Origin of the sequence: Rhizobium mesosinicum (assembly GCF_019511345.1) — a bacterium.
Lineage (GTDB): Bacteria > Pseudomonadota > Alphaproteobacteria > Rhizobiales > Rhizobiaceae > Rhizobium > Rhizobium mesosinicum.
Genome location: NZ_JAEUAK010000003.1, coordinates 567811 through 583642 on the forward strand (window position 1 = coordinate 567811; position 15832 = coordinate 583642).

General features: G+C 60.2%; 10 protein-coding genes. 1 reads left to right on the forward strand and 9 read right to left on the reverse strand.

Annotated elements, in window-relative coordinates:
- Positions 1 to 62: 62 nt before the first annotated feature.
- The 9 genes from JNB85_RS10250 to JNB85_RS10290 form a co-directional block, all read right to left on the reverse strand.
- Positions 63 to 2309: a glycoside hydrolase family 95 protein gene (locus JNB85_RS10250; protein WP_220334215.1), complete on the reverse strand. Its 2247-nt coding sequence runs from the start codon at positions 2307 to 2309 to the stop codon at positions 63 to 65.
- A 2-nt stretch (positions 2310 to 2311) separates the two neighbouring features.
- The gene (locus JNB85_RS10255) at positions 2312 to 3409 is read right to left on the reverse strand and encodes an ABC transporter ATP-binding protein (protein WP_220334216.1); all 1098 of its coding nucleotides are present in this window, start codon (positions 3407 to 3409) and stop codon (positions 2312 to 2314) included.
- A 34-nt stretch (positions 3410 to 3443) separates the two neighbouring features.
- On the reverse strand, positions 3444 to 4478 hold the full coding sequence (locus JNB85_RS10260; protein WP_220334217.1) for a LacI family DNA-binding transcriptional regulator: 1035 nt from the start codon (positions 4476 to 4478) through the stop codon (positions 3444 to 3446).
- A 140-nt stretch (positions 4479 to 4618) separates the two neighbouring features.
- The gene (locus JNB85_RS10265; protein ID WP_220334218.1) at positions 4619 to 6670 is read right to left on the reverse strand and encodes an alpha-L-fucosidase; all 2052 of its coding nucleotides are present in this window, start codon (positions 6668 to 6670) and stop codon (positions 4619 to 4621) included.
- Positions 6671 to 6674: 4 nt separating this feature from the next.
- Positions 6675 to 7496 carry a carbohydrate ABC transporter permease gene (locus JNB85_RS10270; RefSeq protein WP_220334219.1) on the reverse strand — a complete coding sequence of 274 codons (822 nt, stop codon included), beginning with the start codon at positions 7494 to 7496 and terminating at the stop codon, positions 6675 to 6677.
- Entirely contained in the window at positions 7493 to 8452 is a 960-nt protein-coding gene (locus JNB85_RS10275; RefSeq protein ID WP_220334220.1) for a carbohydrate ABC transporter permease, read from the reverse strand. Before JNB85_RS10275 ends, JNB85_RS10270 begins: the two co-directional genes overlap by 4 nt.
- Positions 8452 to 9759, reverse strand: a complete 1308-nt coding sequence (locus tag JNB85_RS10280; RefSeq protein WP_220334221.1) for an ABC transporter substrate-binding protein — start codon at positions 9757 to 9759, stop codon at positions 8452 to 8454. Before JNB85_RS10280 ends, JNB85_RS10275 begins: the two co-directional genes overlap by 1 nt.
- 538 nt (positions 9760 to 10297) lie before the next feature.
- Complete coding sequence (locus JNB85_RS10285; protein WP_220334222.1) at positions 10298 to 13591, reverse strand: GH36-type glycosyl hydrolase domain-containing protein; 3294 nt, start codon at positions 13589 to 13591, stop codon at positions 10298 to 10300.
- 346 nt (positions 13592 to 13937) lie between these two features.
- Positions 13938 to 14693, reverse strand: a complete 756-nt coding sequence (locus tag JNB85_RS10290; protein ID WP_220334223.1) for an SDR family NAD(P)-dependent oxidoreductase — start codon at positions 14691 to 14693, stop codon at positions 13938 to 13940.
- 220 nt (positions 14694 to 14913) lie between these two features.
- Here JNB85_RS10290 and JNB85_RS10295 point away from each other — a divergent pair, with 220 nt between their 5' ends.
- Entirely contained in the window at positions 14914 to 15801 is an 888-nt protein-coding gene (locus tag JNB85_RS10295) for an AraC family transcriptional regulator (protein ID WP_220334224.1), read from the forward strand.
- Positions 15802 to 15832 lie beyond the last annotated feature (31 nt).

Sequence of the window (15832 nt, forward strand, 5' to 3'; positions counted from 1 at the left end):
CGGACACCGTTTGGAAGCCAATGTGGGCCGGTAAAAGCCGAGTTCGCGTAGAGGCCCGATCTCTATACGAAGAGGTCGTCCTTGCTCGCCATGAAAGTCTGTCCAGCGGCAAGGGTGATGGCGAATCTGCCGTTCGCAAAACGGATGGCGGTCTGAATATCCCGTGCTGCCGAAATGGCAATCTTCACGGGCCTGCCATTCTCCCAGTCGAGGTCGAGAAGCATGCCGCCGCGCACCCGCAGACCGCCCAATGAGCCCCGCGGCCACGCTTTGGGCAAGGCCGGGAGCATGTGAATTTCACCAGGGCGAGACTGCACCAGCATTTCCAGAATGCCGGCGGCTCCGCCGAAATTGCCGTCGATCTGGAAGGGCGGATGGGCGTCGAACAGATTGGTATAGGTCCGCTCAGGGCTGATCAGTAGCTTGACGACGTCGAGCGCGTGATCGCCGTCACGAAGCCGTGCCCAGAGGTTGATGCGCCAGCCGATGCCCCAGCCCGTTGCCTCGTCACCACGGATTTCCAGCGAGCGGCGCGCAGCCGCAGCAAGCGCGGGCGTCGCATCCATGTCAATCTGCCAACTCGGATAGAGGCCGTAGAGATGCGAGACATGGCGGTGATGGATCTCCGGTACCTCCAGGTCCCAGTCCTCAAGCCATTCCTGCAACTGACCGGCAGCACCAATCCTGTCGGGCGGCAGGTGCGGCAACACGCGGTCGATCGTGGAGACCAGTGCGTCTTCGCCGCCGATGGAGACTGCGAGCGGGCGCAGCAGATTGAGGAAATCCCGGATGATCTGGCTATCCATGGCCGGCCCGGCACAAAGGGAGGCGCCATGCGGATGGACGTTCTCCGGAGAGATCGAAGGATTTGTTACCAGATAAGCGGTACCGGGAAGGGGAACCAGTACATCGAAGATAAACTCGGCTGCAGCCTTGGCAATCGGGAAAAGCCGACGGCGTAAGCCTTCGGGGTCATCGAGATAATCGCTGAGATCGAGCAGTTGCGCCATGAGCCAGGCGCCACCAGTCGGCCAAAGTCCCCATTTCGCACCATCGATCGGTCCGGTAGCCCGCCAGAGATCGGTATTGTGGTGCAAGACCCAGCCGCGGGCGCGGTAGTGCATTTGTGCCATCTCGCGACCGGTTTCGGCAAGCTCCTCCACCATCTCGACAAGAGGCTCGATACATTCCGGCAGATTGGCAGGCGCCGGCAGCCAGTAATTCATCTGTAGATTGATGTTTGCAGTATATTTGCTGCCCCAGGGCGGATTGGTCTCCTCGTTCCAGATGCCTTGCAGGTTTGCCGGCTGGGTGCCAGGGCGGGAGGAGGCGATCATCAGGTAGCGGCCGAACTGCACATAGAGGGCGGCAAGTGCGGGATCATGTCCACCGGCAAAACCTGCGATGCGGCGATCGGTGGTCTCGTTGGCTGCAGATGTCGAACCGAGGTCGATGGCGAAGGCGCGGAACACCTTTTGATGTTCGGCCACATGGTCCCTGCGCATGAGCTCCATGTTGCGGGCAGAAGCATTTGAAAGACGCGCAGAGACGGCACCATCCGGATCGCCGGAAACATCGTCGTAACGCCGGAAACTCGTCGCTGCATCGAGCAGGATCACAAGGTCGTTGGCATCATCGACCGAGATGACGCCGTCGGAGACCCTTAACGTTCCACCCTTATTGATCACCCGGATGCTGAAGGCGAAGCGCAAGGCGGCGGCAACGCCCCATTCGTCCTTGCCGACGCCGAAAAAGGTCAGTTGTGAGTTTTGTCCCTCGATCAGTTGGCCTTGTTGCGGGCTGTCGAGCGATATCCGGCAGTTTATGGAGCGGAGCCGATCTGCCGAGATGTGCATGACCAGCACGCCGTCGACGGCGGAAATGAAAGCCTCGCGACAGAAGGCAGTGTCCTCGGCGACGTAGGAGGTCGTAGCGATTGCAGTATCGAGATCGAGCGTGCGGCGATAGCTTGTCACGCTCTGCGAATGCAGAAAATCGATATGGAGATCGCCAACCGGCTGATAGGACATCTGCTTGATCGGCCGGGCCATCAGATGCTTTTCGGCTAGTGCTTCGGCTTCCGCATAGCGCTCTGCGAAGATCAGTGCGCGCACACGCTCCAGGTGACCATAGGCATCGGGATTGGCCGGCCGATAAGGTCCTCCGGCCCAGAAGGTGGATTCGTTGATCTGCAGCCTTTCGGAAATGGGGTCGCCGAACACCATGGCGCCGAGCCGGCCGTTGCCGAGGGGCAGCGCATCCGTCCAGAGCCGTGCCGGCACGTCGTACCAGAGAAGATTGTCCGCCATCGTCATTCTGCCGGAATGCTGTTTGCCGGGCGGGTATCGCGGATACGCATGCCGTCGACGCTAAAGAGCAGCGTCTTTCGACTCGGAAAGCCGGCGCTTACCGTTTCGCCGGGGCGCAAGGCTCTCTCCGAACGGTCCTCGACGATCACGGACTGGCCGGAGTTGAGCGTGCCATAAATGAAACGGGTTCCACCGAGGTTTTCCACGACCTCGACCTTGACGTCGATTGCGCCGTCGCCTTCATCCTGCCCCGAGAAATGTTCCGGGCGGATGCCGACCTTGACCGGCATTTCCTTAGCCTGACCAACGATGCCGGCTGTGAAAACCGTGCCGCAATCGAGCTTGATCACCCCATCCGCACCGAGCGTACCATCGAGGAAATTCATCCGCGGCGAGCCGATGAAGCCGGCGACGAAGAAATTGTCGGGATCGGCGTAGAGCGCGTCCGGCGTGCCGGCTTGCTCGATCTTGCCGGCCCGCATAACGACGATCTTGTCGGCGAGCGTCATCGCCTCCGTCTGGTCGTGGGTGACATAGATCATCGTCGCGCCGATGCGGCGATGCAGCTTGGCAATCTCGACGCGCATCGAGACCCTGAGTTCCGCATCGAGGTTCGACAGGGGTTCGTCGAACAGGAAAACGGCCGGGTTGCGCACGATCGCCCGACCGATCGCAACGCGCTGGCGCTGACCGCCCGAGAGCTGCGCAGGTTTGCGCTTCAACAGCGCTTCGATCTGCAAGGTGGCTGCCGCCGCAGCGACGCTGCGGTCGATATCGGCCTTGCCCATGCCGGCCATACGCAGCGAAAAGCCGATATTCTGCTCCACTGTCATGTGCGGATAGAGCGCGTAGTTCTGGAAGACCATGGCCACGCCGCGCTCGATCGGGTCGGCGTCGTTCATGCGCTGCCCATCGATCTTGAGGTTGCCGGCGGTGATCTTCTCAAGGCCGGCGATCATGCGCAGAAGCGTTGATTTTCCGCAGCCGGAGGGACCGACGAAGACCGTGAACGAACCGTCGTCGATGCTCAGGTTCAGGCCCTCGATGGCTCGAAAGCTACCATAGGATTTGTCGATATCGTGCAATTCCACGCGGGCCAAAGCTTCCTCCCTTTAACCGCTGGCGGGCAGCGCGTCAGGTGATCCGTCGCGTCGAGCCTCGCAGGATGATGTCGCATTCAAGGACGACGCTGCGTGTCGCTCCCCCGGAGGGCTCCGTCAGACGTTCCACGAGAATGTCGGTAATGGTTTCGGCAACGCTTGCGACCGGCTGGGCGACTGCGGTGATACCGGCTTCGTAGAGCCGGAAGATCGCCACATCGTCGAAGCTCGCAAGCGAAATATCTTCGGGCACATGCCGGCCGTTTTCCTTCAGCCAGCTCAGTGCCCCGATCGCCATGCCGTAGTTGGCCGAGAAGATCGCGGTCGGCTGGTCTTCGAGCGACATCAGCCGTTTGGTCGCCTGATAACCGCCGTCCATGCGCCAGTTGCCGCGCACTGCGAGTGCCGGATCGATTGCAATGCCCCGGTCGCGCAGCGCCTGCTCATAGCCCTCCAGCCGTTCGATCCCCGAGGAATTGCGTGGATCGCCTGTCAGAATGCCGATACGGGTGTGGCCGAGATCGATGAGGTGGCTGACGATGCGGTGGCTTGCGCGATGGTTCTCCACCATCACCCGGTCTGCCGCCAGCCCGCGGACGTCGTTGTTGTAGAAGATGATCGGGATGTCGTGGTGGATCAGGTCGTCGACGCGATCATAGACTTCCGCCGTGCCGTCCATGACAAGCGCATCGACGCGCTGTGCCGCAAAGAAATCCAGGGCCTCGGCCACCACGCGCGGATCGCCGCCGTGGCAGTAGGTCAATAGCGCCCTTCCGGTCTGACGCACGGAATGAGCAAGATGCTCCAGCATTCGGGCATGGAACTCGTCGAAGGTCGGCACCAGGAAGCCGATCATATGGGTGAGATCGGTGCGGATAGAGGCAGCTGCAGCATTCCGCCGGTAACCGAGATCCTGGATAGCCTGCTCGATCTGTTCGCGGTTCGACCGACGGATCGTTTGGCCGTTAAGATAGCGCGACACAGTGCCGACGGCGACGTTCGCCACCTTGGCAACGTCGATGATCGTGGCTCCGCGCCTCCTTCCGGCCGTCTGGTCCGTTTGTTGCATTTCGAGCGGGCTCCTGCACTCATCCATGGGAAATCGCGCCAGGCCAGGCGCCTTTCCGTCGTATAGCCCAGCGCTCCGCCGCCCACCAGTATCGCGGGCGGCAAGAGCAAAGTCCGACGGCTCCCTTACTTCAATCTGCATTATGCGCCTTCGAAGATCACGGCGCTGTGGATGCGCAGGCGCGGCACCGTGATGTTGATGGCACCATCGTCACCCGCATCCCAGGCAAGATCCTCTCCTGTCATCGCGTCAAAAACGCGCTTCGGTTTTGCCGGCAGGCGCACAGTGGCATTGACCGGGCCAATCGCCGGAATGTCCTCGATCATCTCCATCATCCGCGTCGAGCCGTCGTCGCCGCGCACATCCTTCCCGCGGATCTGCGGCGGCCCGTAGAGCAGATGCAGGATATGGCGATCATGCTCGATCTGGCGCGTCAGCGTCGCCCGGCCGGAAGACGGCAAGTCGGTAACCATGGCCGGATTGGGAACGAGGCGATCGAGTAGTCCGCGGACAACATATTTGTAGAGGGGCTGGCCCATCGCCCGGTAGAGACGGAAAATCGGGTAGGCGACATAGGCGGCACCCTCGTGTTCGGTGACTGCCGCTCCCAGCATATCGGCATCCGGGTCGTCAGGCGCATGCTGATGCGAGCAGAAATGCTTGTAGGAGCGGTTGAAATAGGAGGGATAGATGCCGGCCAGCACCGTTGCACCGACGGAGTGGACGGTTTCGGCATCATCGTAGAAAACGAAGGCCGTTTCCGGCATGGACGGATCGAGATCCTTTCCGGCTTTCACATAGCTTGGCTTGAAAGCGACCGGCGCAGATCCCCTTTCGATGCCGAAGTCGACGGCAAATCGTCCGTTTTCATCAAGACCCGAACGCCAGGAAGCGATGATCCTGCCGCCGCCGGCGAGATAGGACTTGAGCCGGGCGGCAAGTGCGGCATCGACAGGGATTTCATCCGGCAGGATCAGCAGCCGGTATTGCTCGAAGCGGCCGGATTTATCGATGACGTCGAAAGGCCGTTTCAGCTCCTGCAGCATTTGGGCGGCGCCGTCATCGCTTGGATGGTTGCGCGCGCCTTTCGGGTTCATGTGTTCCGCCGAAAGGATCGCGATTTCGGAAATCTGCTTGGCGCCCTCCAGAAAGGGCTCGAGCTTTTCGACACGATGATAGGCCGGCGCGATCGAGGCGTAGGTATCGGGGTTGATCGCTCCGTTCGGATGAAGCTGGTCGCCGACCAGGCATTTGGAGCCAAGGGCAATCATCTGGGCACATTCGTATTCCAGTGCATCTGGATGTTTGAAGCCGCCGAATTCGCCCCAAGACGTATGGAACTTGCCGGTATGGGCGAGAAAGTCCATGCCGAGCGTTGCCGCATAACGGGCGCTTGAGGGAAAGTGGTCGTATCCCCAACCGCCCGTCGGCAGGCTTTCGAGTTCGAGATGCGAATAGGTCGAGAAGCGTTCCGGCCCCTGCTTATGGATGTGGCCGCAGTTGTAGAAGACGCGCAGGCCCGGAAACTCCGCAAATAGCGCCTCGCTGGTCTCACGACGAAACTGCTCGTTGACGGCTTCGTCGTTCTTCAGGCGGTCGGCCGGGTTTTCAGGGTCGAGGCCTTCGCACAGCATGCGTTCGACGCAGGCCGGGCAGACGCAGTCCGGCGTCAGGATGATATCGAAGAAGAGCCCCTGCGTCGGATAGTTCTGCGCGACCTCGCGTGCCTGTTCGAGGATGTAGTGCCTGAGACCCGCATGATTGAGGCAGAGCGTGTGCCACGCGGGGCTGAGCTGCTTGCCGGCGGAAGGGTCGGTCGGCCGGTCGTGATGATAGCGGTTCGATGCGCTCATGGCGCGCCATTCAGGATGTTCGCGTGCCGTCAGCTCGTCCCACTGTACCGAGATATAGATCGGGCTTTCGATATCCGCTGCGGCAAGCGCCTTCACCATCTCACCGAGAAGGTCCGGGCGGGCAAGTTGCGGATGCGGCTTGCCGACCTTTGTCGGGTAATAGGACCAGCCATGGTGACACTTGGCGAAAATGGTGATGGAATCGACATGAGCTGCCTTCAGCGTCGAAACGAAGGTGTCCGGGTCGAAATCGGCGCCGATCCCGGGAATATGTTCGGACGTATGGAAATCGAGATGGATCTGACGGTAACGCAGCGGCTTGTTCGTGGTCTTGGGCATGGTTCTATTCCTTTGCGCCGGTGCTTGTCTGGGAGCCGGCGGCGAACTGACGTTGAAAAACGAGGAAGACGAGCAGGGGAACGATGGTGGTGATGATGGCTGCCACCGATCTCAGGTCCCAATTGATCTCGTAGCTGCCGGAGATACGGGCGAGCAGAACGGGAAGGGGCACATCGCTGCGCAAGAAGAGCATGGGCAGCAGCAGCGCATTCCATGTCCACAGGAACTGCAGGATGCCGACGGCGAAGATCGGCGACAGGCTGTTCGGCAGCACCACATGGCGAAATGTTGCCAGCGGCCCGCAGCCGTCGATCTTGGCGGCCTCCACGAGTTCGCGCGGAAAATCCTCGAAGAAGTTTTTGACGAGGAAGATAGACCAGGCGAAGGACAGCCCGACATAGGGAATGAGCACAGAGAGAATGTTGTCGATCAGTCCCATGTCGCGCCAGAGCGTGAAGAGCGGAATGATGACCACCTGTTGCGGCAGCACGAATGCATTGATGATGATGATCAGGAGCACGCGTCGGAAGGGGAAGGTCAGGAAGTGGAAGGCATAGGCGGCCGCCGGGGTCAGCAGCATGGTGAGCGCCGTCGCGATACCAGCCGTCTTCATCGTCACCCACATGGAGTCAGCAAGCGGATACTTGTCCCAGACCCGGCGCCAGGCATCGAGCGTCAGATCGAAATGGTCAAAACGCCACCAGCCGAGCGATACGCCTTCGGGCGGGCGCAGCGAGGTAACGACGATGCCGATGATCGGAATCACCCAGATGAAGGCGATGACGCCGACGACGAGGATAATCCAGCGGGGAGCTTTTCCGATCATTTCGCACCGGCCGTTCGCTGGATGATGGCGGGGATGGAGACGATCAGGACAGCAAGCAGCAGGATGACGGTAGCTGCCGCGCCATAGCCCAGTTTGAACTGGGTCATGGATTCCCGGTACATGAAATAGCCGACAGTTTCCGTCGAGCGCACCGGTCCGCCGCCGGTCAGGATATAGATGATGTCGAAGGCGCGCAGAGCCGACAGAAGGTTGATGAAGACGGCGACACGTACGCCCGGCATCGACAGGGGCATCATGATGTGCCGCATGGTCGAAACCGGCTTGGCTCCATCCATATAAGCGGCTTCGAGCACGGATTTGGGGATCGCCTGGATGGCGGCGAAGATCAGCATCAGCGGCAGCCCGACACCGCTCCAGGAGGCGGCGACGATGAGCGCCCAGAGGGCGGTGCTGGCGTCGCCCAGCCAGGCATGGGCAAAACCGGGAAAACCCAGGAACTGGATGAGCGAATTGAGAAGGCCACCGGCATCCGCCCTATAGATGCCGATCCACATATAGCCGGAGACCGCTTCCGAAATACCGAAGGCTGCGAAGATCATCACGCGGAAGGGCAGGGTCTGCTGTGGCGCAAAAGCGCAAAGCATCGCCAGAACCCAGCCGATCGCAACCGAGATCGCAGTCGTGCCGATGGTGAAGATCAAGGTCGTCAGCAACGTGCTGCGAAAAGCCGCGTCGGCAAAGAGCCGCGTATAATTTCCGAAGCCAATGAAGGCGGGCTTTCTCAGCCCCTGGATATCCCAGAAGCTCAGCCGGATCGTCTCGACCAGCGGGTAGATCACAGCGATCGCAAACAATACGATAACCGGCGCAATCAGGATGAGCGCGGCGGGCGTGTTCCTGAGCAGACGCCGATGGCTTCTGATGCCAGCCGCCGGCGGAGAACCCTGCATCACGCCCGCCGCTTCCCGCGCCGGGGAAGCGGAGGTGTCAGCCATCAGTAGGAACCCTTGGCTTTTGTCTCTATAGCCGCAAGGACCGTGTCGATATTGGCATCGGACGGATCCTGCAGGAATTTTTGCAACTGCACGCGATATTCGTCGACGAGATCGCCGGGCAGCAGGTCGCCGAGCACGAATTGCAGCTTCGAGCTTGCGACCGCCTGTGTCGCCACCTTCTGCGCTTCGCCATAGAGCGAGGCATCGACATTGCTGCTCGGTGAAGCATAGCCGGCCTTGGCAAGGATGTTGGCGGCCTCGGCACTCGTCCAGAAATCGAGGAAGGCGTCCGCCGCCTTCGGATTGGGGCCATTCGTCGTCACCAGCAGCTCCTTGGCGTCGACGCTCGACGTATCGTCATGGCCCATCCCGAGAGACGGGAACTGGAAGAGACCGTAATCTTTGCCTTCAGTGAGCTTGTAATCGTTCTTGGCACGATTGTTCAACCACATGCCGATCAGCAGATAGTTCTTGGCATCGGCCTGGAAGACCTGATCGGCTTCACCGTCCCAGTCATTGGCAAGCATCGCGTTTGGCGCACCGCAGCAGCCGGCGGTCAGCATCTGCGCATATTTCGTCAGCGCCGTCTTCACGGCGGGATCGGTCCACGGGATCTGATGAGCGCCAAGCTTCGTCGCCGTCTCGACGCCCGCGGTTCTCAGCAGCAGGGTTTCGAACCATTCGGCATGTGCCCAATATTTTCCGGGGATCGCGACCGGAGCTGCGTAGCCGGCCTTAGTGAGCTTCGCGAAGGAGGCGACAAACTCGTCCCAGGTCTTCGGGGGTTCGGCAATACCGGCCTTGGCGAGATGCTCCTTCTTGTACCAGACGCCGGAGCGGTCCCCGAACGTGTAAGTCAGGCCGTAGGTCTTGCCGTCGATGGCGCCGAGATTCTTCCAGGACTGGCTGACAAGCTTATCCCATCCGAAGGATTTCCACTGGTCGTCGATGGGCCGCAGCATGCCGGCATCGGCAAGTTCCTTGCGAAAGGCCGGCCAAGTGTTGAAGAGCACGTCGACGACTTCGCCGCCCATCAGCGCGGTGCGGATACCGCCGCGCATGTCACCCTGGCCGGTGATGGCGACCTCGCGGATCGTGACATTGGGATATTTCGACAGAAAGGCCTTCTGGATCGAATGCATCATCTCGAGTTCGGAGCCGCCGATCCAGTTCAGAACGACCAGTTCGCCGCTGATTGAATCCTGAGCCCGTCCCGCTCCGGTGACGGCCAAGAGCGCAGCGCTTCCTGCGCCGGCAAGAAGGGTGCGGCGACGGATTTCGGGCATAAATCTACTGCTGCTGGTCATGTCATGTCCTCCCAAACATCGACTGCTACCGTCATGCATTCAATTTAGTTGAAACGTTATCATCTATTTTGCCTGAAACAAACGTTTTATCGATAAACAAACGACTTATCGAATAAGCGACTGATATTACGTTATAAAGTGAACCGGAACGACGACCGATATGTGCGTTCCATGCTCTGGAGAAGGAGCAGGTCTCATTGGCGAGGACGTGGCGATAGTGACCGATTTGATGCCAGCCAATAACAATCACACAGAGTGAGACTGCGTCCTTGCTGCATAGGATGCATAGGATGTTTCTGCCGCTACGTGAGAGATGTCAGCCACATATATGACAGCTGATAATCTGACATTTTTAGAGGGCGTGGGAAAATGCCTATGCATCCTATGCAGGCCCCGCGATCAGCTGAAGCCTTTCCGGCAGGCACGAAGCTATCTTCTAGAGCGCTTCCGAGCCGAAGCGGAATCGGAGGAAGCGCTCTATCCTATTGTTTTCCAAGATTCCGGATGGAAAGCCGCTGCCACTTTTTCTGGAATTGCTCTAGCTCTTTCCCTTCGGCGCCGTCGATGGAGCATTCAACCGGCGCCAAGGCGCATGATCCGCCTTGATCGTGATCGATGCGGACGACGGCAGCAGCGGTTCGCGCTTGCGCCGTCCGAAGCGGCGTTTGAAGCCGAGGATGTTTTCGATGAAGCTGCGGGCATAGAGGCCGGGGCCGCTGGAATAGATGCGCCAGCCGCCATCGACGTCGATCTCGCCCTTCTTGACCTGATCCCAGCTGCTCATCGCCTGATAGCGATCGGGGAAAGCGGCATCGCTGCTGCTGAAATAGGTGTTGCGCTGGCGCAGCGACGCATGCGGCAGGGCATCCGTGACGGCAATCGGGTTGACGAGGCCGATCGTCTTCCAGAGCGCCTTCGCATCTCTGGCGATGGCGAGCGTCTCGCAGTAGCGCAGATGGGCATGGACATACATGAGGCCGATCTCGCGGCCGAAGAAGGAAGAGGATTCCGCGCGCCGGAACAGCGTTTCCGGGCCACCGGCATAGGTCGCGGGTTTCTCCATCAGGCGCACGCCATCAGGGAAAAGCAGGTGCTTTTCGATCAGCTTCATATGCGCCTGCCGCTGCTCCGGCGTGAAGAGCTTGCCGAGCATCGCCTGCGTCATCGAGATCAGCGAATAGTGCAACCCTGTGCGCTGGTCATCGGGATGCAGCAGCAGCTCGACGCCGTCGTGGGCGGGATCGAAGATGCCGTAACCGGCGACAACGCCATCGCGGATCAGGTGCTTGTTGAAGTCCCGCCGCATGGCGGTGGCGATCTTGCGCAGTTCGGTGGCGTCAGCGCCTTTACCGATACGGCGCAGGATCGCGGAATAACGCACGATCTGTTCGTAAAGCAGGGAAACGGTCCAGCTGCTCACCATCCAGTCGCGCAGATGCGGATCGGCCGGCTGCAGGGAGTCATTCCAGTCGCCTTCGCCGTAGCGGATCAGATGCGTGCCGGGAATGAAACGCTCGCGCACCGTATCGAGGAGCTTGTCGACATGGACGGCGATCGTATCGGCCGGCGCTCTGCCCATAGTCTTGTCATCGCGCCAGGCCACCTCTTCATCGAGGATGGCAAGGTCACCGGTCGCTTCGACATAGTCGCAGAGCGCCTTCAGCGGCCAGACGACGATATCGCCGTGGCTGTCGCCGGAGCGGATGTTGGAATAGGGCTCCAGCATGAACCATTGCGGCCAGTCACCTTTCTCCAGGTACTGCTCGCTGAAGACCGTCTTCACGACCTCCTTGGCTTCGAGATCATGCTCATAGGCGAGCAGGAATTCCACCGGTCCCTGGCAGGCATCGCGCGTGCCCCAGGCGGCACCGGTATATTGCTCCAGCCCATGCGGCACGCTCAGATGCACGATTGCGTCATGTGCCAGCCAGGGCAGCATTGCTGCGTGTGCCTGAGCGTCGGCTTTTGGTTTGTCGAGCGTCAGACCGCGAATGGCGTGCTGCCAGAAACGCGATGCCGGAGCCAGCATCGTTTCCTGTATGACGCCGCCTGCATAGCGGTCCGCCAGACGTTCGGCCTCTGCCTTGTCCGTCATCGAGCCGACGACGGCGAAAGAGAGTGATTGTGTCTCGGTGGAGCGCAAGGCGATATACGCGCCGTTGCGGGCGGCGCCATCCCCATAGAGAAGCTCGTCACCGCCGATCGCCTCAACGGCGTCTGGTGTGGAGCTCACAAGCCAATAGCTGGCATCGGGAAAACGCTCACCCCATAGCCAATGCGGGTCCGGGCGAAAGAGGATGCGCTTTGCATCGTCGTCGAATTCGGCGTAGCCGCTCGTGTCATGTTCCCGCTCGCCGAGAACGAGATGGCCGAAGACCAGGAAGCGGCAGGGCTTTCCCTCGACGGAGACCGCCCACTGCATCGCGGGATCCTCGCCGGAGGCCGTGGCCGTCACGGTGACGGTGCGGTCGGCAAGCCGATAGATCCAGCGGCAGTCGCTGAGGCCCATGTCGAAGACCGAGGGCACGCCGAGAAGCTGCCAGCCATGGCCGACATCGGCGAGGATGCGCAATCCGCTGGTCCGCGTCAGATTGTAGGGATCGCGGGAGACCGAAAACAGCTTGTGGAAGGATGTATTGCCGATCGTCAGCTGCGCGGCAAAGATGCCCTGCATCCAGCAGGTGGATGCCAGGGTGACATCGTCAAGCAGCATGTTCTGGCCGCTGCGCACGATTGCTCCATGGCGGCGTGCGACCTGCAGTTCCTTTTCCCGCAGAACCACGTGGCGATTAAGAGCGCCCTCGGGCACGAAGAAGGACAGCAGGTTTCCGTCTACGCGCTCTTCGAGCATGCGATTAGGGTAGAGTCGGGCAAGCGCTTTATCGTTGAGCGTCTCGACCGTCAGCAGCCCGGCATCCTGCAGGATGCTGCGCGGCGGCGCTTGCTCGGCCGGTCCGGCTGCCGTCGCTTTGGGAACGTTCAGATGATCAAGGCGAGAAAGATCGGCATTGTCGGATGCCGCCTGATGATCGTTTAGGAACAGGCCGAAGAAGGTCGCGGTTACGCCTTCGGCTGAAACGGAAAGCGGCTTCGACTGAAGGGCCGGGCAGGCCATTTCATGCTGCCGGCGCTGGCTCGGCAGATCGGTGCCGAAGGGACCGACGAGAAGACCGTCCTCGTCAGTGGCCGATTTGACCAGTTGGATCGCATCGGTGGAGTAAGCGGCGACACCTTCGAGGCAACCCTGCGCGAGCCACGGATTGCGCCCGCCGCCCTGCTTGAGGTTCTGCCGGTTCATCACTACAGGGCCGAAGGCCGGATGCTCGGCGATATGATGGTCGATATATTGTGAGGCATAGGCCTCGCTGTTCATCAGGAAACCGCGGTCGCCGAGGCCGATATCCTGAACCAGCACGAGATCGGCCGGCGGTTTTTCCGTACCGGAATGCGCAAGCGTGACATGCCAGAACCATGTCGTTTCGGAAGGGGCAAGCACCAGGCTCACGTTATAGTGGATGTCTGCGAGTTCGCCACTCCAGGAGAAGCCTGCCTCACTATGGCCAAAGCGACCCTGGGCCCGTGGTCCGACGATCTCTGCAACGGCAGGCTTCCTGCCACCGATCCGCAGATAGAGGCGTCCGACGCCGCCGGAGAGCGGCGATCCCTGGATCTGGTTGATCTGTACCGTTCCGAGGCTATCGGCATAGTCGATGGAAAACAGCGTGCCGTTCGGCAGCGCGGATATGGAAAGGCCGGAGCCATTGGCGATTGTCAGAAGGCCGAGGTCGTCGCGGCGCGGCAGCTGCAATTTGCGATTCAGTCTCGAGGGCATGTCAGATCTCGTGTCGCCTAAAAGAGAATCGGACAATGCCGCAAAATGTTTGAGCAAAACACTACCGAATGTCACGGATTAGATCGTGGCGTGCATGGTGAGGTCGTTAGAGCGAAGCAAACATTGGTCTAAAGTAAAATTGCTTCAACCAGAATTTCGCAATGCAGGACGTTCAATGCCGCCGGGGGGGTGGCTCAATCGAGTCCACGGTGCCCTCCCGACGATGCTGGTATTGAAGGCTATCGCCTTGTCTCGCCTCAAAGAACAAGAAAGTCCTCGGGAAAGGGCGGCTGCATTGAAGGCATTCAAGGCCGGTCCAGCGGAAACCCGAACCGGCCCAGGTTGACTAGATATTCTGGCCGCCAGATACTTCAATACGCTGTGCCGTAACCCAGCCGTTGTCACGGCCAATCAAGCTGGCGATCATCGGGCCGATATCGTCCGGCAGACCGACGCGGCCAAGGGCGATCATGTTTGCGAACGCCTCGTTATAGGCTGGCGTATCGCGAACCGCGCCGCCCAGGAAATCTGTCGCAATCGCACCCGGGGCGACCGTATTCGCCGTGATGCCGCGGCTCCCAAGCTCTTTCGCCATGTAGAGCGTCAGGATTTCGACCGCGCCTTTCGCTGCGGAGTAGGCCGAAAACCCAGGATAGGAAACGCGGGTGAGGCCGGACGAGAAGTTGACGATACGACCGCCGTCTACAAGGAGAGGGAGCAGGGTCTGGGTCAGGAAGAAGACGCCCTTGACGTGGACATTGAATAGATTGTCGAACTGGGCTTCCGTGGTCTCCGCGAAACTTGCCATCTCGCCATGACCGGCATTGTTGATGAGGTGATCGAAGCTGGAGCGCGACCAGGTCACCCTCAGGGCGGATCGAACGGCTTCCGCGAAGGCTGGGAATGCCGATGTGGTGCCGACGTCGAGCTGCAGCGCCACCGCCTTGCGGCCGAGAGCTTCAATTTCGGCAACGACAGCGGTGGCTTCTTCCGCGCCGTTTCGGTACGTTAAAATTACGTCGCCACCATGCTTGGCGATGCTGACGGCGGTGTTGCGTCCAAGGCCGCGGCTACCGCCGGTTACGAGTGAGATCGTCGTCATAGGTCAACTCCTTTTGTGATGACTGCTGATCGACACAATGCCTCCAGCCTAACCGGAACTGCTGCCTATTTCTCCAAACGAATTGCCTATTTGTCCAAAAGCGAGGAGTTGCATCGTCCCACGGCCTTGCGAGAGCGCCTAAAGACTTGGTAGTCTGGCGTTGTTGAAGGCCCGCCGCAATTTCGACTTGCCTTTTTCTCCATCGTCGCACGGAGTTCTAATGAGTTTGCTGGAGATCGTCCGCCGTCATGCGGATATCAACGTCGATCGCTTCGGAGCGGCAGCAACTCCGATCACCGGTCTGACGGCAATCCGCGCCCTGAACCCAAGCGAAATCCAGTTTGCGATCAACAGGCCGCTGGTTGCGCTGGTACTCCAGGGTCGAAAGAGAGTGAGCATCGGGTCGGAGACATTCGATTTCGGCGCAGGCGATAGTCTCCTGATCACCGCCGACGTTCCCACGGTGAGCCAGATCATGACGGCAAGCCGCATTGCTCCCTATTACTCTCTCGTTCTCGAACTCGACCTGGCCCTGATCCGTGAACTGAACTCCGAAATTGGTCCGGCGGCAGCGTCGACCTCGAAGCCCGTTAACGTAGACCCGACCGAAACAGAGGTCGCGGACATCGCCGCCAGGCTCATGGGCCTCATCGATCGGCCCTCAGTCATGCCAATCCTGGCGAGACAGCATCTAAGGGAGATGCACTTCTGGCTAATGACCGGCAAGCACGGAGCCTCAATCCGGGCGCTCGGTCAGACAGATGGCCACGCGGAGAGAATTGGTCGTGCCGTTGCCATCATCCGCGAAGGCTTCGCTCGTCCCTTAAGGGTGAATGAGCTTGCCGAGACGGCAGGCATGAGCCTTTCGTCATTTCATCAGCATTTCCGCACGGTGACCACATTGTCGCCACTTCAGTTCCAGAAGCAATTGCGCCTGATCGAGGCGCGAAGGCAGATGATCTTGGAAGGCGTTCCGGCCAGTTCGGCTGCCTATTCCGTCGGCTATGAGAGCGTCACGCAGTTCACGAGGGAATATGCCCGCCAGTTTGGAGCGCCGCCCGTTCGTGATCTCAAGGCATTGCTGGAAAATGGCGTAACCGCGGCGTGAGGTTGACGAGGCAAGGCTTTTGCTCAGCGTT